Here is a 20086-nt window from a genome sequence, read left to right as displayed (position 1 = left end):
GATACTCTCACTCGTTATATGCAAAGCTATGCTTTGGTTGAATAGACAAATCTTACTCAACGAATAGAACTTACTGAGGATGTACCAATGATATACGCTGCGGTCTTTGATATGGACGGGTTGCTGATTGATTCAGAACCTTTGTGGAAGGAAGCGGAAAAGCAGGTGTTTTCATCAGTTGGTGTCCAAGTGACCGAAGTGCTGTCAAAGCAGACTGCAACTATGACGACAGGTGAAGTAACAAGGTTTTGGTATGAACGTAATCCTTGGCAAGAAAAGAGCCTAGAGGAAGTAGAGAATGCTGTTGTGGATAAAGTGGAGGCATTAATAATTGAAAAAGGATGCGAATTAGAGGGTGTTACAGAAACACTCAAATTGCTTAAGGAAAAAGGGTTTAAGATAGGGTTGTCTACTAATTCACCTTATCAACTCATTCCCATCATTTTGAACAAACTCGGTATTGCCAGTTACTTTGACGCGATATCATCGTCAGACGATGTAGAGCAGGGTAAGCCAGAGCCAGATGTCTACCTTTCAACAATCAATAAACTAGGTGTAGATTCAAGTAACTGTATTGCCTTTGAAGACTCTTATTCGGGTATGCTTGCGGCAACACGAGCAAACATAAAAACAGTCGTGATACCTCAACCTGATAAGTTCTACCAAGAGTTTAATGAAGCCAGTCTAAAGCTGCAAAAGCTATCAGAGTTTAATGAAAGCCATTTGGCGAGTTTAATGGACTTGAATTTGAAAGCAACACTTGCACCAACACCGCATGAAAGTTTTTTAGAAGAAGGACTTGATTGTGAATAGCCGATCGCTGAAAAAATACCTACTGCCAATGTTCTTATTGGTTTTACCTATAGAATCATTCGCAAAAGATACGACTATGTTGGACGAGCTCAATAATCGATTTGTTACATTTGAAAGGCGATTTGATGATTGTATCAACTCTGCTTCTCAAAGTGATATGAGTGAAAACATTGTCAGTCAGATTCAAGCGCTTAATATTGATTTTGAAATTTCGGTTGGCTATTTATACAAACAATCACTTTATTTATGCTCTGATGATGAATTCAGTGATTTAGCAAGAATTATCATGATAATTGAAACCTCCGATAATGATGGATTGCAATTATCAAAGGCAAAAGCTAGTCAAATTAGAAAGCTACTTTTTAGCAAAGTGGATTTACGTTTAGAGTCGAAGTTTCAAAGTTTACCGCAAGATAAAAAGGAAGCATTACTGAGCATTGCGAAAAAGCTTGAACCTTTTGATCTCGTAAGCATGCATGAACGACTTCAGGCAATGTAGACTTATGAAAGAATGTTTTGAGTAGATTCTTAACGCTTGGCTTTTTCATTAAGATTGAGTATTAGGTTCAACGCCTCTAGCTCTTACACAAGATCTAGAGGCATCCATTTTTTATTGACTTAAAAATGCCGCGCTAAGATTTTAACCCTGCAGCGGTCATCATGACGCGAAATAACATAGACACTAACCCTAATGCAGCGACGCTAACGACCCAAATTCCAACCATCCACGCCCATTGGCGGCACCAATTTTTGACTTTCATACTCACTCCTTATCAACTCGTTAATGGTACGCTTCGTCTTCTTTCACTTTTCCAGAGAAGACGTAATAACTCCAAAAGGTGTAAGCCAGAATGATCGGGATGATGATCACCGCTCCAACGAGCATAAAGCGCTGACTGCTTGCAGGAGCCGCTGCTTCCCATATTGATATGCTAGGAGGAATGATATTTGGCCAGATACTGATACCAAGCCCTGCGAACCCGAGAATCACGATCACTAGCGCCATCACGAAAGGGCTGCGCTCTTTACGCTTTTTAACGGAGTCAGCAATCTTCAAACATACCAGTCCAGTAATGACTGGTACGGGCAGTAAGTAGAACAAATTCGGCAGAGAAAACCATCTTTCCGCAATGGTAGGGTAAGCAAGTGGAGTCCAAGCGCTCACAATGACTAATGCGGAGATCATCGCCAGTAGTGTTTTATTAGTGAAGCGGTACATCGTGTTTTGCAGTGCACCTTCCGTCTTCATGATGAGCCATGTGCTACCGAGCAGCGCGTACGTTGCGACTAAACCCAAACCGCAAAAGATGGGAAAAGGGGTAAGCCAGTCTAGTTGGCTACCTACGAAGACGCGGTTTTCCACCGCAAAGCCTTGAATTACCGCGCCAACAACGATGCCTTGGAATAACGTGGTTAAAATCGAGCCGACCATAAAAGAACGGTCCCAGAACTTTAAGTGGTTTTCCAATGCTTTAAAGCGAAACTCAAACGCGACGCCACGAAAGATCAAAGCAATCAACATCAACGTCAAAGGGATGGTTAGCGCTTCAATAATTACCGCGTAAGCCATGGGAAAAGCGCCAAATAGAGATGCACCTCCAAGCACAATCCAAGTTTCGTTTCCGTCCCAAACCGGCGCGACACTGTTGACCATGACGTCTTTTTGTTTTTCATCCTTGATGAAGGGCATCAGTATTCCAATACCCAAATCGAAGCCGTCCATGATGATGTACATCAAAGTGGCAAAAACGATGATCGCGAACCAAATCACGGATAAATCAAAATGCATATTCTCTACCTTAACTTTGTGACAAATTCTAGATGCGGCCTGAAACGGTCGTCATGTCGTGCTCATCGTGCTCGATTGCATCGGGGCCTTTCTTGATTTGGTGGATCATGTAGTAATACCCAAAACCAAACACCAAGCTGTACACAACAAGGAAACACAGCAGGCTGATGCTCATTTGTAGGTCTCCGTGTGCAGAAACCGCATCACGCGTTTTTTGTACGCCATACACGACCCAAGGTTGTCGACCAACCTCTGTCGTAAACCAGCCAGCGAGTATTGCGATAAGACCAGATGGCCCCATAAACAATGAAAATTTGAGGAACCAACGCGAGGTATAAAGCGTGTTCTTTTTTCGTAACCACATGCTGTAGAAGCTTTGAAAAATCATCAGAAGTCCTAGCCCGACCATGATTCGAAATGACCAAAAGACGATAGGTGAGTTCGGTCGTTCCTCTTTCGGAAAGTCTTTCAGCGCCGGGATTGGCTCAGTTAAACTGTGGCGTAGGATCAAACTTCCTAGAACAGGAATTTCTAAGGCATAGTCTGTGCGTTCTTGTTCCATGTTTGGCATGCCGAACAAAATCAATGGGGTTGGTTTGCCATCACTGTTATCCCAATGTCCTTCGATGGCAGCGATTTTGGCGGGCTGGTGTTCCAGAGTGTTTAGCCCATGCACATCGCCAATCACGGCTTGGAGTGGCGCAAGGAACACTAAGATCCCTAGCGACATCGAAAACATGGTTTTTACCGCAGTCGATTGATTGCCTCTCAATAAATGCCAAGCGGCTGACGCGCCTACAAAGAGTGCTGAACTGACGAAAGCCGCGACGCTCATGTGCGCCAAACGATAAGGAAATGAAGGATTGAAAACGATAGCAAACCAGTCGGTTGGCACCACACGTCCGTCGACAATTTCATAGCCTTGTGGCGTTTGCATCCAACTGTTGGAGGCGAGAATCCAGAACGTCGAAATGATCGTTCCTAACGCCACCATCGAGGTTGCAAAAAAGTGCAGCTTTTCGCCGACGCGACGCCACCCAAACAGCATTACGCCAAGAAATCCGGCTTCGAGAAAGAAAGCCGTTAACACTTCATAAGTCAGTAATGGGCCTGTGATAGAACCAGCGAAGTCGGAGAAACCACTCCAATTGGTGCCGAATTGATAGGCCATGACAAGACCAGATACAACACCCATTCCAAAGTTAACCGCAAAAATTTTCGACCAGAAGTAATAGAGCTTTTGGTAATCGGGATTACGTGTTTTTAGCCATAAACCTTCCAACACGGCGAGATAGGTGGCCAAACCTATGGTGATAGCGGGGAAAATAATATGAAAGGATACGGTAAAGGCGAACTGTATCCGTGCAAGCATAAATGCGTCGAGGCCAAACATTAAACTTCCTTTGATCTTTTAAGTTTTATGAGAGAGCTATTTTAAAAGGAGTGAAATGAGGGAAGTAGGTACAGACAGTGACTATAAACCTATAACAGATTAAATATTGAAGTGTTATTATTTTGCATTCGGCTTTATGAAAGGGGATTTGCGTTTGGCGAAGTATCAAGAGTTAGTGGAACAGCTTAAAAGGCAGATAAAATCGGGGATATGGCATCCGGGTGACAAGCTGCCTTCTCTGCGTCGCCAATCTGAACACTCGGGTTTGAGCTTGATGACGGTGTTGCACGCGTATCAAATTCTGGAATCTCAAGGCTGGGTAACATCACAGCCGCGATCTGGTTATCGAGTCGCGCCCAATATTAAGAGTTCAAATGAACCCCAAGCGCCAGCCGCGGTTTCGTGGACAGAGCAGGTAGACATCAATGAGTTTATCTTTGATGTTCTGCAGGCGAGCAAAAATCCATCCATGATCAATTTTGGCTTTGCCTATCCAGACCCAAGTTTGTACCCACGATATCACGTGAATCGGGCGATGAGCGCAGCCGCTCGCAATATGCCGATTTCCACCACCTTTGATAACTTACCGCCGGGAAACGAACAATTACGCACCATCATCGCGAAGCGTTATGCTGCGAAAGGCATTGAAATTTCACCCGATGAAATTGTCATTACGGCAGGCGCGCTGGAGGCGTTAACGCTCAGTTTGCAAGCTTGTACAAGACCGGGAGATTGGGTGGTTGTGGAGTCGCCTGCATTCTATGGCGCTTTGCAATCCTTAGAGCGGTTAGGTTTGAAAGCGCTCTCAGTAAGAACAGACCCAGTCACGGGCATTGACCTAGACTCATTGGAACGAGCGCTGCAAACGCATGATGTGAAAGCGTGCTGGCTGATGTCGAACTTCCAGAATCCTCTGGGTTTTACGCTCTCCAACGAGAAAAAACAAAAGCTGATTGAACTGACACAGCGATATAACGTGCCAGTAATTGAAGATGATGTGTACAGCGAACTGCATGCTGAGAATGACTCGGTTTACCCACTAAGAATGTTTGATGACACGGGCAATACCATGTTGTGCTCCTCATTTTCAAAATCATTAATCGCAGGGCTACGTATTGGTTGGGTTGCGGCGGGAAAGCGGGCGCTAGAGGTACAAAAGTTACAGCTAATGAGTACATTAGCGACGAGTGCACCAGTGCAAATGACATTGGTGCATTATTTAACAAGCCGCAATTATGAATTGCATTTGAAGCAGTTACGGAAAAAGCTGTTTGAACGCAAAAGTAAGATGACGGGTCTGCTCAGTGAGCTGTTACCTGAAGCAGTCAACGTGTTAAGCCAAAGCGGCGGGTACTTTATTTGGTTAGAGCTCCCCAAGCATATTGATGCCTTGCCAATATATCGAGAAGCACTAAAAGGTAATATCAGCATCGCACCGGGAAAGATGTTCAGCCTGACAGAACAATACGATCACTGTATTCGTCTTAACGCTTCTTTTGAGCTCAATGACAAATACGTTCATGCTCTCATTCTGCTTGCCAATATTATTCGCGACCATTTGGCGAAATAGCGACTTTCTTCAGTTTTTTGGTTTAATGGAGCGCGCCGGATTTCCGACAACTCGATCGCCCGGCACAACGTCTTTGGTTACGACAGAGCCAGCGCCAACGATGGCCTGGTCGCCAATGGTCACGCCTGGCAGTATGATAGCGCCCCCACCAATCCAAACGTTATTGCCGATGTTGACCGGTTTGGCGATCTCATCTCCAGCTAAGCGCCTTTGCGTATCGAGTGAATGAGCGGCTGTGTAAATTTGCACTCTAGGCCCAATCATGACGTTCGCGCCAATCTCAACCTGCCCATTGTCCAGAATAATGGCATCCCAGTTGATGTAGGAGTTTTCCCCGATGGACAAGTGACAACCGTAGGTAAGTTGAAGCGGTGGCTCTATACAGGCGCTGTTTTCTAATTGGACGCCCATTTCTGCCAATAGTTGTCTACGTATATCTGGGTTTGGCTCGTGGTTAAATTGGAAGACAAGCTGCGCGGTTTTGGCGCGCATTAGCTTTAGCTCTTCATCCAGACAATTATAGGTTTCTCCAGAGCGCATCCGAGTCAGTTCTGACATAACAATCATTCCATCAATGTTATTTGCAACAAGGTGCACAATAATAAGTGAGAGTGACTCGAAGTGAAAATTTGATGCTTAAAAATCAGAAAGTTATCACTGATTTGCCTTGCGTATTCAGTCGGTTGATTGGCTCGTTTAGTACACAAAGACGTGCTCCCTAAATAGCTTAATCGTGTTGAAGCTAAAGCGGGAAACCACTCGAAGCGTTTTGCGTAGATTACAATATAGTTAATAAGAAGAACTTAATTGAGCCGTTTGCGCTATCGATTGGGCTAAAAATATAAGACTTATGCGCTCTGGCTTGCTGGCAACGATGAATCAAGAGTGAGCACTTTATGTTCGAACGGGTCATTTCATTTTTAGAAACAACACTGTTTACCTTTAACGAACAACCTATCACGTTATGGGCGATATTGATGGTGCCGACATGGGTGATTGTCGCTTTATGGTTATCAAAAATTTTGATCAAAACCGTTACGTCAAGAATGTCTTCATCGGGGAAAGACCCAAACGTGATTCATTTGGTTAAACGGATATTATTTGTCATCGCTCTCGCCATTATTTTTATGACCACACTTTCGATGATCAATGTGCCAATTACCGCGTTTGCCTTTCTGTCTGGTGCCATCGCTATCGGCTTCGGTTTTGGTGCGCAAAACATCATTAACAACTTCATAAGTGGCTGGATTTTGATTGGTGAAAAGCCAATTCGAATTGGGGACTTTTTAGAGGTTGAGGGCGCCAAAGGCACTGTCGAGCAAATAAATACACGTTCAACGAGAATCAGACGAACCGATGGTGTTCATATGCTCATACCCAACAGTCAGTTGATTGAGAACGTGGTGATCAACTGGACGTTATGCGACAGATTAGTTCGTGGCTCGGTCGTCGTCGGCGCCGCGTATGGGAGCGATGTCAAACAGGTTGCTGCCTTAATGGCGGAAGTGACTTCGCAGCAAGCGCAAGTTCTGAGTTCGCCAGCGCCAGATGTGTTTTTTCAAGACTTTGGTGACAATGCTTTGATCTTCGAATCTTATTTTTGGATTAACTCAACGGTTGAGGGCGGTATTCGCTCGGTCGCAAGTGCCATGCGTTTTGAAATCTACGAAGCTTTTGAAAAGCACGGCATTGAAATCGCGTTTCCACAACGAGATGTGCACATTGATGGGCAAATCAAGTTGTCTAGGGAGAGAAACGGATAGGGCGATAAGCGGTATTGGTGTTCTTATCTTGGTGTCGAGTAACCATAGCGAGGCGGTCACAACACGGATTCACCTCGCTAGAAACCAGTTTGAAGGCGTTATTGGTTGTCCCACATGACTTCGCATTCTTCTTTGATTGCTGATTTTAGCAACTCAATCAGTGGAAACGCTCTGCGTCCTAGGCTTACCGCGGGCTCTGCTTGTTCTTCCTCTTCGTCTACATCAGTAGGGAGGTTTTCTTCAGCTGCATTTTTCGCAGATAGAGCAGAAGTTAATCTTGATAGCGCGTCAGGAACATCTTGAGCGGAAATTGATCCCGGCACCGTGCCGCTGTGACCCATCATTTTGAGCATATCTAATGCAATATCACCAAACATTGTGACGTTTGAGTGGCTTCGACAACGAAATGTTATGAGCATTTACCTGATCCTGTTTTATATGTTCGGTTTGAAACTAAATTGTAGCTGAAATCAGACACTAATTAATGTGATGAAGACTGTTGAGCGTTAAGGTTTTTATGAGTAACAACAAAAAACGGGCACGTACGTCTGCATGCCCGTTGAAATACATTACCTGATTGGTTGTTGATGATTTACAAGCTATACGGATCGCCCAGAGCTAATGCGACCCTAGAAGCAGGAGACTTTCCTAACGCACGGCAAATTTGCCAACCCGCTTCATTGATGACGCTAAGGTCAACGCCCGTTTCAATCCCAAGTTGCTCACACAGATAAAGTACATCTTCCGTTGCAACATTGCCACTGGCACCTTTCGCGTAAGGGCAGCCGCCCAAACCAGCAACCGCACTATCAATGGTGTTGATGCCCATTAACAAGGCTTGGTAAATATTGGCTAAAGCTTGTCCATAGGTGTCATGAAAATGTACCGCGAGCGCGTCTTTTGGCAGTAGCGTTAACAACGAATCCAGCATGGCGATAACGCGATTAGGCGTTGCTTTACCGACAGTATCACCGAGCGAAATCTCATAACATCCCATATCAAACAACGTATTGGCGACCTTGGTAGTTTGCTCTGGCTTGATTACTCCCTCATATGGACACACCATGGTACAAGACAAGTACCCGCGTACAGGAATGTTGTGCTGGTTCGCCAATTCGATAACGGGTTCAAATCGAGCGAGACTTTCGGTAATGCTGCAGTTGATGTTCTTCTGGCTGAACGTTTCTGAAGCGGAGCCAAACACCGCAATTCGCTTTACACCGCTTTCCAGCGCACGTTCTAACCCTGCGAGATTTGGTGTGAGCGCGCTATAAACCACGTCAGGCTTTTTTGAGATACCAGCAAACACCTGATCGGAATCGGCCATTTGAGGCACCCACCTTGGAGAGACGAAAGATCCCGCCTCAATATGCTTTAAGCCACTGCTGCTTAGTTGGTTAATCAAACGGATTTTATCAACCAGCGTCACTGCCGTTTCATTTTGCAGACCATCACGAGCGCCGACTTCGACGATATTAACCTTCGCTGGTAGCATATTCGCGCTCCTTATCTTCACTGACGTTATCCGATATCAAAGACAAATTCAGCAGTATGGAACCGTGCTGTACTTGGTCCCCGTGCTGATAAAACAATTCGTCGACTGTTGCTGCGACCGGAGCCGTGATGGTGTATTCCATTTTCATTGCTTCGAGTACCAAAAGCGGATCGCCCGCCGCCACTTCGTCACCTTTAGCCACCATAACTGCTGAAATTATGCCGTTGAGTGGTGCGGTTGGACTTAGTTCATCATCTACATCTTTTGCAGAGTCAAAGTTAGGTTGATGAGCGAACGTGCGCTGCTGACCAAGATAAAATAGTGTTGTTCTTTGTTCATCGCTAAGTGCATTAAAGGTGTAACGCACATTATCAATATCGACGATAAATTGGTTGTCACTTTCAAGCAGGATGACCTGATGCAGCTCCTCACCGCATCGGACAGTGAAGTGAGATCCTGTATCTTGCGATGATTGTTGCAAACGTACTTGATGGTTGGCATTGGCATCCGTGAAGTTAAATCGGTAAACGTTGTCAACCGACAGTCTAAAACCTCGTTTGGTTGGCGCGGGTAACGTTGAGCTGTCTGATTTTGAAATCAGATCATTCCAGCGAGCAACCGCCGCCAATGTAAGCCAGATTGAATCCGACACGTCTTGCTGCTCATTTATGCCTTGTTGATGTGTGACGAGGAAACCTGTATCAAGCTCAATCTCTGCAAAGGCTGGCTGCGAAATAATGCTGTGCAGATAACCAATGTTTGTCGTTACGCCACGTACGTGATATTGAGTTAACGCCTGCTTAAGCTGCTTTAGAGCGATATCACGAGTTTGCCCCCAGACGATCAGCTTGCTGATCATTGGATCGTAATATTCGCTGATGCTATCGCCTTGGGTAACACCGCTATCAACTCGTACGTACGCTAGGCGCACATTACTGTCTGATACGGGTTCTTTTAAGTAGTCAATGCGGCCAGTCGACGGCATAAAGTCATTGTCTGTATCTTCTGCGTAAATTCGCAGCTCAATTGAATGACCGTTGTGGGTGATTTCAGATTGCGAAATAGGTAAATGCTCGCCAGCTGCGACTTTGAATTGCCACTCCACCAAATCAACGCCGGTGATCAATTCAGTGACAGGGTGTTCAACTTGCAGACGGGTATTCATCTCCATGAAGTAGAATTGACCTCGGCTATCGAGTAAGAACTCCACCGTGCCAGCGCCAACATAGTCGATCGCTTGAGCGGCCTGAACCGCAGCTTCACCCATTTGTTTACGCAGTTCATCACTAAGACCGGGAGCTGGTGCTTCTTCGACTACTTTTTGGTGACGGCGTTGAATGGAGCAATCGCGATCAGAAAGATAGACACAGTTGCCATGTTGGTCAGCAAATACCTGAACTTCAACGTGGCGAGGCTGCAATATACATTTTTCGATTAGAAGCTGCTTATCGCCAAAGCTTGAAAGTGCTTCACGCTGCGCACCGTCGATGGCCAGAGGCATTTCGGCTGCGCTATTGACTACTCGCATGCCTTTACCGCCACCCCCTTGGGTTGCTTTAAGCATCACTGGGTAACCGATTTTTTCAGCTTCCGCTAATAAGTGCTCTACGCTGTTGTCTGTGCCGTGATAGCCGGGAACCAAGGGCACGTTCGCCTCAGACATGATGGCTTTGGCGTGCGACTTCGAACCCATTGCTTCAATTGCGCTGGTGGAAGGGCCAATAAAGGCGATGCCATTTTCGCTGCACGCTTTCGCCAGTTTCGGGTTCTCGGAAAGAAAACCATACCCAGGGTGGATAGCATCGGCTTGCCATTTTTTCGCAGCGCCGATAATCGCATCGATATCGAGATACGATTCACTCGCCGGAGCGGGGCCAATGAATTCAGCGAAATCCGCTTGTTTAACATGTAAGCTGCTGCGATCCGCTTCGGAATAGACGGCAACCGTCTCTATAGCCATGCTTTTTGCGGTTTTAATGATTCGGCAGGCAATTTCACCGCGGTTTGCGATCAGTATTCTTTTAAACATGATTCCTCCAATTGGCGGCGCGCTTTTCAAAAAATGCAGCTAGTCCTTCTTGTCCTTCGCTGGACACGCGAGCGGTTGCAATAGCTTGGCTGGTGTATTCAATTAATGAGTGATCGATAGGTTGATTGTCACAACGTAAGCAGAGTGCTTTTGCTGCCTGCATGGCTTGTGGACTGTTGTTAAGCAGGTGATCAATGGTGCGATTGACGGCTTCACGTGGTTGAGCGTCTATCTGATGAAGAATACTCATCGATAGTGCGGTTTCGGCATCAATCAGTTCCGCGGTTAAAAAGTAGCGTCGGCTCTGTCTTTGTCCAATCGCTCGGATTACGTAAGGTCCGATGGTGGCGGGTAACAAACCGAGCTTCACTTCACTCAAACAGAAGCGGCTTTCAGGTGTACCAATAGCGATATCGCAGCAGCAGATAAGCCCAAGCGCGCCGCCAAATGCAGCGCCGTGCACCATAGCAATGGTTGGTTTGCTAAAGGTATCCAGCGTATGCAAAAGTTTTGCTAGTTGCTGTGCATCTTGCAGGTTTTCACCCTCGGTTTTGGTTGCCATTGACTGCATCCAGCCCAGATCTGCTCCCGCAGAAAAGTGTTTTCCCTGTGCAGTAAACACCAGTGCACGGAGAGAGTCGTCCTTTTCGAGCTGTTCTAGTGTCTCAATTAGTGAGGCAATCAATGCGTCATTAAACGCGTTGTGTTTTTCTGGTCGATTGAGGCTCAACCAAGCAACGCCATTGCTGTCTTTTTCAAGCAGTAGTCCGGTCATGTGACTTCCTTTGTCTGACATTTCAGTCTCTATTCCAATGCTCGCTAACCGTTACTTGTATAAACATCGGTGTTTGCGAGGAGTTAAGGTTTGCCTTGCATCCGACTACATACGGAAGATGCCAAATTTGCTGTCTGGTATCGGCGCATTAAGCGCAGCAGACAGAGCAATGCCGACAACATCACGGGTTTTTGCAGGATCAATAATGCCATCGTCCCACAGGCGAGCACTGGCGTAATACGCATGGCTTTGAGTCTGATATTGCTCCGCAATTGGACGTTTGAACGCTTCTTCTTCCTCCGCGCTCCAGCTTTCACCTTTGCGAGTTTTGATATCGCGGGTCACTTGCGCCATCACGCCAGCCGCTTGCTCTCCACCCATGACGGAGATGCGCGCGTTTGGCCACATCCACATCATGGTTGGATCATAAGCGCGGCCACACATGCCGTAGTTTCCTGCGCCATACGATCCACCAATAACCACGGTAAACTTCGGCACGTCTGCACACGCAACAGCAGTTACCATTTTCGCACCATGTTTGGCGATGCCTTCGGCTTCGTACTTCTGACCGACCATAAAGCCCGTGATGTTCTGCAAGAAGAGCAGAGGAATTTTGCGTTGTGCGCACAGCTCAATAAAATGCGCGCCTTTTTGTGCTGATTCCGAAAATAGAATGCCGTTGTTAGCGACAATGCCAATCGGCATACCGTGAATATGGGCAAAGCCACAGACCAAGGTTTCGCCGAACAAGGCTTTAAATTCATCGAACTGGGAATCATCAACAATTCGGGCAATGACCTCTTTAACATCAAACGGCTTTTTAAGATCGGTTCCGACGATGCCGTACAGCTCTTGGGCAGGAAAACGTGGTTCCTGAGGTGCTTTTTGCTTGAGTTGAACGGGTTTCAAGTGGTTGATTTGTGAAACCGCTTGTCTTGCCAACTCTAACGCGTGGTGATCATTTTCTGCGTAATAGTCCGCCACACCAGAGGTGCGACAGTGAACGTCTGCGCCACCAAGATCTTCCGCGCTGACTTCTTCACCTGTCGCTGCTTTTACAAGAGGTGGACCTGCCAAGAAAATCGTACCTTGTTCTTTGACTATGATGGAAACATCACACATCGCAGGAACATAAGCGCCGCCAGCGGTACATAGCCCCATGACCACCGCAATTTGTGGAATGCCTTTGGCCGACATACGGGCTTGGTTGTAGAAAATACGGCCAAAATGGTCTTTATCTGGGAATACCTCATCTTGGCGGGGTAGGTTAGCGCCGCCAGAGTCGACTAAGTAAACACACGGCAGTTGGCATTTTTCTGCAATTTCTTGTGCTCTTAAGTGCTTTTTCACGGTGAGTGGGTAGTAACTGCCGCCTTTTACCGTCACGTCGTTCGCGACGATCATGCACTCATTGCCGTCAATTACACCCACACCGGCAACCACTCCAGCACATGGAACGTAATCTGGATACACATCCCAGCCAGCAAATTGACCAATTTCTAGAAAGGACGAACCAGGGTCGAGTAGGGCAAGAATGCGCTCACGTACCGGAAGTTTGCCTTTCTTCTGCTGATGCTCGCGGGCTTTCTCACCGCCACCATCTTCTATTTGGGCAGTCACGGTATAAAGTTGATCTACAAGTGACGCCATAGAGCGGTAGTTTTCCTGATACTGCTCTGAGTGGGTATTAATATTGGTCGTCAAACAAGCCATAAATAGCCGATCTCCATTCGGTAGACGGGTGACACCACCCGCCTTTATCTATGTTGAATAAGATTTAGGTTGAATAAGGAATTTATTTAGATTCAGAACGCCTAGGTATGTTGATTAGGCGCTTTCGTTAAACAATTCGCGACCAATAAGCATGCGGCGAATTTCTGAAGTGCCCGCACCGATTTCATACAGCTTGGCATCTCGCAACAAACGGCCCGTATCAAACTCGTTGATGTAGCCGTTACCGCCAAGTAGTTGAATCGCATCCAGTGCCATCTTGGTTGCCAGCTCTGCGCTGTAGAGGATCGCGCCAGCAGAATCTTTACGTGTGGTTTCACCGCGATCACAAGCGGCAGCGACGGCGTAAACATACGCTTTAGCGGCATTCATTTGTGTGTACATATCCGCGATTTTTGCTTGAACTAGCTGGAATTCACCGATGGATTTACCGAACTGTTTACGGTCGTGAATGTAAGGCACAACGATATCCATACACGCCTGCATGATGCCAAGTGGGCCGCCTGCAAGCACCACACGTTCGTAGTCGAGGCCGCTCATCAATACTTTCACGCCTTGGTTTTCTTCGCCGAGAATATTTTCCGCAGGGACTTCGCAGTTTTGGAAGACCAGCTCACACGTATTCGAGCCGCGCATACCCAACTTGTCGAGTTTTTGTGCTTGAGTAAATCCAGGGAATCCGCGTTCCACAATAAACGCCGTGATGCCTTTGGAGTGCTGGCTTGGGTCGGTTTTTGCGTAGACAACATAGGTGTGTGCATCAGGGCCGTTGGTGATCCACATTTTGTTGCCATTTAATAGGAAAATAGCGCCTTTACGTTCGGCTTTAAGCTGCATAGAGACCACATCAGAGCCGGCGCCGGGTTCACTCATAGCAAGGGCGCCGATATGTTCACCGGAGATGAGCTTAGGTAGGTATTTCTCTTTTTGCGCTTGTGTGCCGTTACGGTGGATTTGGTTGACGCAAAGGTTGGAGTGAGCGCCGTAACTTAACGCAACCGAAGCGGATGCTCGGCTGATTTCTTCCATAGCGATAACGTGGGCGAGATAGCCCATGCCTGCACCACCAAACTCTTCGCTGGTGGTCACACCTAAAAGACCCATGTCACCTAATTTGGACCAAAGATGGTTTGGAAAGTCGTTAGTTTGGTCGATAGATTGCGCTAGCGGCGCAATTTCTCTTGCAGCAAAACTATTGATTTGCTCGCGAAGCAAATCGGTATTTTCGTCATAAACAAAGTTCAGGGAAGAGTAGGTAGATTTCATTGCGTGTCCTTGCCTTTACGTCACCTACATCCCAGAGTTGAGGTGTTAGGTGACTTTTTCGCCTTTCATGGATCTCAGTGTGTTTTGGCATCGCAACTGCGCAGCATTTAACTCCATCATTACCGCTTGAATGTCGTTTGCTTGCTGTTGCAATGCTGCCTTCTTCTCTTCGATCAACCGAATCATATAGTTCAACTGCTCAGTACTTTGATCGGTATCGTAGAGTTCAAATAACTCTTTGATATCTGCAAGAGAAAAGCCCAATCGCTTACCTCGCAAAATCAGTTTTAGTCGAATTCGATCACGACCATTGTAGATTCGAGTGTTGCCTTTACGTTCTGGAGTTAGGAGACCTAAATCTTCGTAGAAGCGAATGCTTCGAGTAGTAATGTCGAACTCTTTCGCGAGCTCGCTGATCTTAAATGTGTTCATTCCTTAACCTTACGACTTTCGTATAACATTTACATGAATATACAATTCGTTAACGTTAAAGTAAACAAACAAAATCCACTCTTGAGCCTTGATATCACTCGCATTTACTCGAAATCAAAGAATCACTCGAACAAACAATAACCTCAAACTTGACGTTAACGTAAATGTTAGTATAGTTATGACGTAAACGTCAACAAAAGGTTAATGGAATGAAAAATGAAACATGGATTGTTGCCGCTAAGCGAACGCCTATCGGCTCTTTTCAAGGTGCATTAGCTTCAACAGATGTCACGGAACTCGGTGCGAGAGCCATTCAAGGGGCGCTAGCCGAAAGCCAACTCGATGTGCACAAAATAGACGAAGTGTTGATGGGGTGCGTTTTACCCGCCGGTGTGGGGCAAGCGCCTGCAAGACAAGCAAGTCTTAAAGCTGAAATGCCACAATCGATTGGTTGTACGACACTGAACAAAGTTTGTGGATCGGGTATGAAAACCGTCATGCTGGCATATGACCTTATTCAATCTGGCAATGCGCATGCTGTCATCGCTGGTGGCATGGAAAACATGTCGTCTTCTCCTTATCTATTAAAGAAAGCGCGTGATGGTTTCCGTTTAGGTCACGAGCAAGTGCTTGATCACATGTTTTATGACGGTTTGCAGGATGCCTACCAAGGCGAGCTGATGGGTGTCTTTGCAGAACAGACGGCGCAAAAGTATCAGTTCAGCCGTGAAAGTATGGATGCCTGGGCGCAGCAGTCGGTGACTCGTGCGCAGCAAGCAATCGAGCAAGGTTTGTTCAAAGAAGAGATCGTGCCTGTTAACGTAAAAAGTCGGCGCGGCGAAACCTTGGTTGTAGATGATGAGCAACCGAGCAAACTCGACGTCACTAAAATTCCTACCTTACGCCCTGCGTTTGCCAAAGATGGCGGCGTAACCGCAGCAAACTCTAGTTCCATTTCGGATGGTGCGTCGGCAATGATCTTAGTCGATAGTGAGTTTGGTCGTCAGGAAAACCTTCAGCCTCTAGCCAAAATTGTCGCGTACAGCTCGCATGCAAGACAGCCTGATGAGTTCACCATCGCACCAGTCTTCGCGATTGAATCGCTGCTGGAAAAAACGGGCTGGGACAAATCGGACGTGGACCTTTGGGAAATCAATGAAGCTTTTGCTGTTGTGACTCAATACGCGGTGAAAGCACTCGAACTGGACGAGAGCAAAGTGAACCCTCGCGGAGGGGCTTGTGCGCTGGGGCATCCAATAGGCGCAAGTGGCAATCGAATCCTTGTCACTTTGATTCATGCGCTAAAACAAACTGGTGGTAAGCGTGGCGTTGCATCGCTTTGTATTGGTGGTGGTGAGGCTACCGCTATCGCGATTGAAATCTGCTAAATCACTCTCAACAAAGTTTCACTTACATAACAGTAGTCAGTAACAAGCTGAAAAATACAAGGATGTCATCATGACAGAACAAGTAAAGCAGTATATCGGTGGTGAATTTGCCATCTCCGATTCAAAACAATGGCTAGATGTAACCAACCCGGCAACCAACGAAGTGATTGCACAAGTACCTTGTGCCACGGAGTCGGAAATGAATGCGGCGATTGCCAGCGCAACAGAAACGTTCAAACGCTGGAAAGAAGTTGCAGCGCCGGAGCGTGCTAGATTGATGTTGCGTTACCAACATCTGCTAAAAGAGCAACACGATGAGTTGGCGATACTGCTTTCAAGTGAGACAGGCAAAACCCTCGCGGATGCAAAGGGTGACATTTGGCGTGGGATTGAAGTCGTAGAACAAGCGGCGAACATTTGTAGCTCAATGATGGGCGAAACGGTGGAAAATGTCGCGACCAATATTGATGGTTACTCTTACATTCAACCGCTCGGTGTTTGTGCTGGCATCACACCCTTTAACTTCCCTGCGATGATCCCATTGTGGATGTTCCCGATGGCGATCGCTTGTGGCAACACCTTTATTCTAAAACCTTCGGAACAAGTTCCGCTGACTGCAATGAAATTGGCAGAGCTATTTGAACAAGCTGGTGCACCAAAAGGCGTATTGCAAGTTGTTCACGGGACCAAAGAGCAAGTCGACCGCATTCTGACTGAGCCAGTTGTTCGTGCGATCTCTTTTGTTGGCTCTGTGCCCGTTGGTGAGTACATCTACAAAACAGGTACAGACAACCTGAAACGCGTGCAGTCATTTGCAGGTGCTAAGAACCACATGGTCATCATGCCGGATGCAAACAAACAGCAAGTCATCAATAACCTAGTTGGCGCGTCAGTTGGTGCTGCGGGCCAACGCTGTATGGCTATTTCGGTTGCCGTATTTGTCGGCGAAACCAAAGAATGGATTCCAGAGCTTAAAGAGGCGTTAGCTCAGGTTCAGCCTGGCGCGTGGGATGATGAAACCGCTGGTTATGGTCCACTGATTAGCCCTCAAGCGAAGCAGCGAGTGGTGAATCTGATTAATGAAGGCAAAGCGTCAGGCGCGAATTGTGTTCTGGACGGGACAGATTGCCAAGTACCTGGCTTCCCGAACGGTAACTGGGTGGGGCCAACACTGTTTACTAACGTGACCACAGACATGTCGATTTATCAGGAAGAAATTTTCGGGCCTGTACTGTTAACTATGGAAGTGGATGACCTAGATGAAGCGATTGAACTGATCAATGCAAACCGCTTTGGTAATGGTACGTCTATTTTCACGGCGAACGGCGCTGCCGCGAGAAAGTATCAACACAATATCGAAGTAGGTAACGTAGGCATCAACGTGCCGATTCCAGTGCCATTGCCATTTTTCTCATTTACTGGGTGGAAAGGCAGCTTCTACGGCGACCTGCATGCTTACGGTAAACAAGCGGTTCGCTTCTACACCGAGACGAAAACTGTCACCGCGCGTTGGTTTGAAGATGACATTCCAAGCGGTCCAAACATGACCATTCAACTTAGCTAATTACTGGATTAGCGACACCTCTAGCCAAGCGCCACCGTTTAAGTGGGCTTGGCTCGGATACAAATGCAACGAATTAGACCTTAGGACTTCAAGATGGATTTTGAATTAAACGAAGATCAACTCGCGTTTGCCGAAGTAGCAAAGCAGTTTGCAGACCAAATGTTAGCGCCTCATGCGGCCGAGTGGGATGAAAACCATCATTTCCCTAAAGACGTACTGCGTCAAGCAGGTGAACTTGGTTTTCTGAGCATCTATACGCCGCCAGAGCATGGTGGCTTGGGGTTATCTCGTTTGGATGCGGCGATCATTTTCGAGCAGTTGGCTATGGGTTGTACCGCGACTACTGCGTTTATGACCATTCACAACATGGCGACGTGGATGATAACCAGCTTTGCCAAAGCCGAAGTGGCGCAGCAATTTAGCGCGGATCTAATTTCGGGTGAAAAGCTCGCTTCCTACTGTTTAACCGAACCTAATGCCGGCTCTGACGCCGCTTCTCTAACGACTAGCGCAGTGCGTGATGGCGATGAGTTTGTCCTCAATGGAGCAAAAGTGTTTATCTCGGGTGCGGGTGATACAGATGTTCTCGTCGTGATGGCGCGTTCGTGTGGTGAAGGAGCGGGTGGCGTTTCTGCATTCGTTGTTCCTGCTGATTGCGAAGGCATTAGCTACGGTAAAAAAGAAGCCAAAATGGGTTGGAACTGCCAGCCAACTCGCATGATTACCTTCGAAAATGTCCGCATTCCGGCTGACTATCTGTTGGGTGAAGAGGGAGAGGGCTTTAAGTTCGCCATGCTTGGCCTTGATGGTGGTCGAATCAATATCGCTACTTGTTCCGTCGGTACTGCGCAACAAGCACTGAACGAAGCCAAGCAATACATGAACGAACGCAAACAGTTCGGCCGTTCACTGGCGCAATTTCAAGCGTTGCAGTTCAAGCTTGCTGATATGGCGACTGAGCTGGTCGCTGCGCGTCAAATGGTGCGACTCGCTGCCGCTAAACTCGATGCCCAGCACGCAGAAAAAAGTGCGTACTGTGCCATGGCAAAACGCTTTGCTACTGATGTGGGCTTTAAAGTCTGCGATCAGGCGCTGCAAATTCACGGTGGCTATGGCTACATCAAAGAATATCCAGTCGAGCGCCATTTCCGAGACGTTCGTGTTCACCAAATCCTTGAAGGTACCAACGAAATCATGCGTCTGATCGTCGCAAGACGATTACTAACGGAAGGCGTTGAGCTGCTTTAGTCAGCGAGACACAGCCTTACCTAAAGAAATTAAAAAGGACTGAAAGATTATGACGGCACAAATCAAATTAGAGCGCGAAGCGCATATTGCCAAGCTCACGATTAGTAATCCGCCAGCGAACACTTGGACGCTTGAGTCTTTGAATCAGCTAAAAGAGTTGGCAATTGAACTTAGTAATGATCGCTCTATTTATGCGTTGGTTTTAACAGGCGAAGGCGAGAAATTCTTTTCTGCTGGAGCAGATCTTAATAACTTTGCATCGGGTGATAAATCACAAGCAGCAAACATGGCGTTCGCATTTGGTGAAGCGTTTGAAGCGCTTTCTGCATTCGATGGGGTTTCTATCTCAGCGATTAATGGCTATGCGATGGGCGGCGGTCTGGAAGTGGCGATGGCGTGTGACATTCGTATCGCAGAAGAACAAGTACAAATGGCACTTCCTGAAGCATCGGTAGGTTTGTTGCCGTGTGCGGGTGGGACGCAAAACCTGACCGCGTTGGTAGGTGAAGGTTGGGCGAAGCGTATGATTCTATGTGGCGAACGAGTGACGGCCGAGCGAGCGGAAAAAATTGGTTTAGTCGAAGAGGTGGTGGCGAAAGGTCAAGCACTCGAAGCGGCTATGGAACTAGCGCAGCGTGTTGCAGGTCAATCACCGAAATCTGTGTCAGCGTGCAAAACGCTCATTCAAGGTCGACGCAGCCAAACTCACGCGGCTGGATTGGTTTTGGAGCGTGAACTGTTTTTACAGCTGTTCAATACACAAGATCAGACTGAGGGTGTGAATGCGTTTTTGCAAAAGCGCAAGCCACAATGGACAAACAGCTAGCGGA

Annotated in this window: 19 protein-coding genes; 8 read left to right on the top strand and 11 right to left on the bottom strand. The window is 47.0% G+C overall.

What is annotated here, in order from left to right; all coding sequences use genetic code 11:
• Positions 1-87: 87 nt before the first annotated feature.
• Together hxpB and R7Z77_RS08230 are read left to right on the top strand one after the other, a co-directional pair.
• A complete protein-coding gene (gene hxpB / locus R7Z77_RS08235) occupies positions 88-813 on the top strand; it encodes a hexitol phosphatase HxpB (RefSeq protein WP_054574664.1) in 726 nt (241 codons plus the stop codon).
• On the top strand, positions 806-1312 hold the full coding sequence (locus R7Z77_RS08230; protein ID WP_054574663.1) for a hypothetical protein: 507 nt from the start codon (positions 806-808) through the stop codon (positions 1310-1312). The genes hxpB and R7Z77_RS08230 overlap by 8 nt, the downstream gene beginning before the upstream one ends.
• 133 nt (positions 1313-1445) lie before the next feature.
• On the opposite strand, the gene R7Z77_RS08225 is transcribed toward R7Z77_RS08230, so the two are convergent.
• From R7Z77_RS08225 to R7Z77_RS08215, 3 genes are read right to left on the bottom strand one after another with little or no spacing between them, the layout of a single operon-like run.
• Entirely contained in the window at positions 1446-1574 is a 129-nt protein-coding gene (locus R7Z77_RS08225; protein WP_017447407.1) for a DUF2474 domain-containing protein, read from the bottom strand.
• Positions 1575-1594: 20 nt separating this feature from the next.
• Positions 1595-2602, bottom strand: coding sequence for a cytochrome d ubiquinol oxidase subunit II (cydB, locus tag R7Z77_RS08220; protein ID WP_213967562.1), 1008 nt, complete (start codon positions 2600-2602; stop codon positions 1595-1597).
• A gap of 28 nt (positions 2603-2630) precedes the next feature.
• Entirely contained in the window at positions 2631-3995 is a 1365-nt protein-coding gene (locus tag R7Z77_RS08215) for a cytochrome ubiquinol oxidase subunit I (protein ID WP_064354697.1), read from the bottom strand.
• Between the two features lie 136 nt (positions 3996-4131).
• Between R7Z77_RS08215 and R7Z77_RS08210 the strand changes: the two genes are divergently transcribed.
• The gene (locus R7Z77_RS08210; RefSeq protein WP_213960690.1) at positions 4132-5565 is read left to right on the top strand and encodes a PLP-dependent aminotransferase family protein; all 1434 of its coding nucleotides are present in this window, start codon (positions 4132-4134) and stop codon (positions 5563-5565) included.
• 9 nt (positions 5566-5574) lie between these two features.
• On the opposite strand, the gene R7Z77_RS08205 is transcribed toward R7Z77_RS08210, so the two are convergent.
• Positions 5575-6123: a sugar O-acetyltransferase gene (locus R7Z77_RS08205; protein ID WP_213891425.1), complete on the bottom strand. Its 549-nt coding sequence runs from the start codon at positions 6121-6123 to the stop codon at positions 5575-5577.
• A gap of 338 nt (positions 6124-6461) precedes the next feature.
• On the opposite strand from R7Z77_RS08205, the gene R7Z77_RS08200 reads away from it, so the two are divergent.
• Positions 6462-7328, top strand: coding sequence for a mechanosensitive ion channel family protein (locus R7Z77_RS08200; protein WP_262599015.1), 867 nt, complete (start codon positions 6462-6464; stop codon positions 7326-7328).
• A gap of 98 nt (positions 7329-7426) precedes the next feature.
• Here R7Z77_RS08200 and R7Z77_RS08195 read toward each other — a convergent pair whose 3' ends face one another.
• The 7 genes from R7Z77_RS08195 to R7Z77_RS08165 all read right to left on the bottom strand — a co-directional run bounded on the left by R7Z77_RS08195 (position 7427) and on the right by R7Z77_RS08165 (position 15056).
• The gene (locus R7Z77_RS08195; protein WP_005373256.1) at positions 7427-7747 is read right to left on the bottom strand and encodes a DUF1840 domain-containing protein; all 321 of its coding nucleotides are present in this window, start codon (positions 7745-7747) and stop codon (positions 7427-7429) included.
• 173 nt (positions 7748-7920) lie between these two features.
• On the bottom strand, positions 7921-8823 hold the full coding sequence (locus R7Z77_RS08190; protein ID WP_005382683.1) for a hydroxymethylglutaryl-CoA lyase: 903 nt from the start codon (positions 8821-8823) through the stop codon (positions 7921-7923).
• The gene (locus tag R7Z77_RS08185) at positions 8804-10852 is read right to left on the bottom strand and encodes an acetyl/propionyl/methylcrotonyl-CoA carboxylase subunit alpha (RefSeq protein ID WP_213967561.1); all 2049 of its coding nucleotides are present in this window, start codon (positions 10850-10852) and stop codon (positions 8804-8806) included. Before R7Z77_RS08185 ends, R7Z77_RS08190 begins: the two co-directional genes overlap by 20 nt.
• The gene (locus R7Z77_RS08180) at positions 10845-11627 is read right to left on the bottom strand and encodes an enoyl-CoA hydratase-related protein (RefSeq protein ID WP_054576066.1); all 783 of its coding nucleotides are present in this window, start codon (positions 11625-11627) and stop codon (positions 10845-10847) included. Before R7Z77_RS08180 ends, R7Z77_RS08185 begins: the two co-directional genes overlap by 8 nt.
• A gap of 105 nt (positions 11628-11732) precedes the next feature.
• Complete coding sequence (locus R7Z77_RS08175) at positions 11733-13340, bottom strand: carboxyl transferase domain-containing protein (protein ID WP_054574658.1); 1608 nt, start codon at positions 13338-13340, stop codon at positions 11733-11735.
• 114 nt (positions 13341-13454) lie between these two features.
• Complete coding sequence (locus R7Z77_RS08170) at positions 13455-14624, bottom strand: isovaleryl-CoA dehydrogenase (protein WP_213967560.1); 1170 nt, start codon at positions 14622-14624, stop codon at positions 13455-13457.
• 45 nt (positions 14625-14669) lie between these two features.
• Positions 14670-15056 carry a MerR family transcriptional regulator gene (locus R7Z77_RS08165; protein ID WP_005373242.1) on the bottom strand — a complete coding sequence of 129 codons (387 nt, stop codon included), beginning with the start codon at positions 15054-15056 and terminating at the stop codon, positions 14670-14672.
• A 209-nt stretch (positions 15057-15265) separates the two neighbouring features.
• On the opposite strand from R7Z77_RS08165, the gene R7Z77_RS08160 reads away from it, so the two are divergent.
• The 4 genes from R7Z77_RS08160 (at position 15266) to R7Z77_RS08145 (ending at position 20082) form a co-directional block, all read left to right on the top strand.
• Positions 15266-16444: a thiolase family protein gene (locus tag R7Z77_RS08160; protein ID WP_005382666.1), complete on the top strand. Its 1179-nt coding sequence runs from the start codon at positions 15266-15268 to the stop codon at positions 16442-16444.
• Between the two features lie 70 nt (positions 16445-16514).
• On the top strand, positions 16515-18008 hold the full coding sequence (locus R7Z77_RS08155; RefSeq protein ID WP_318136639.1) for a CoA-acylating methylmalonate-semialdehyde dehydrogenase: 1494 nt from the start codon (positions 16515-16517) through the stop codon (positions 18006-18008).
• A gap of 93 nt (positions 18009-18101) precedes the next feature.
• Entirely contained in the window at positions 18102-19256 is a 1155-nt protein-coding gene (locus R7Z77_RS08150; protein WP_005373226.1) for an acyl-CoA dehydrogenase family protein, read from the top strand.
• Between the two features lie 49 nt (positions 19257-19305).
• Positions 19306-20082 (top strand): enoyl-CoA hydratase, encoded by a 777-nt coding sequence (locus tag R7Z77_RS08145; protein ID WP_064354701.1) that lies wholly within the window; start codon positions 19306-19308, stop codon positions 20080-20082.
• The last annotated feature ends 4 nt before the right edge of the window (positions 20083-20086 follow it).

It is taken from the genome of Vibrio sp. 1401 (assembly GCF_033340295.1).
This window is presented reverse-complemented; position numbering and strand designations above follow the sequence as displayed.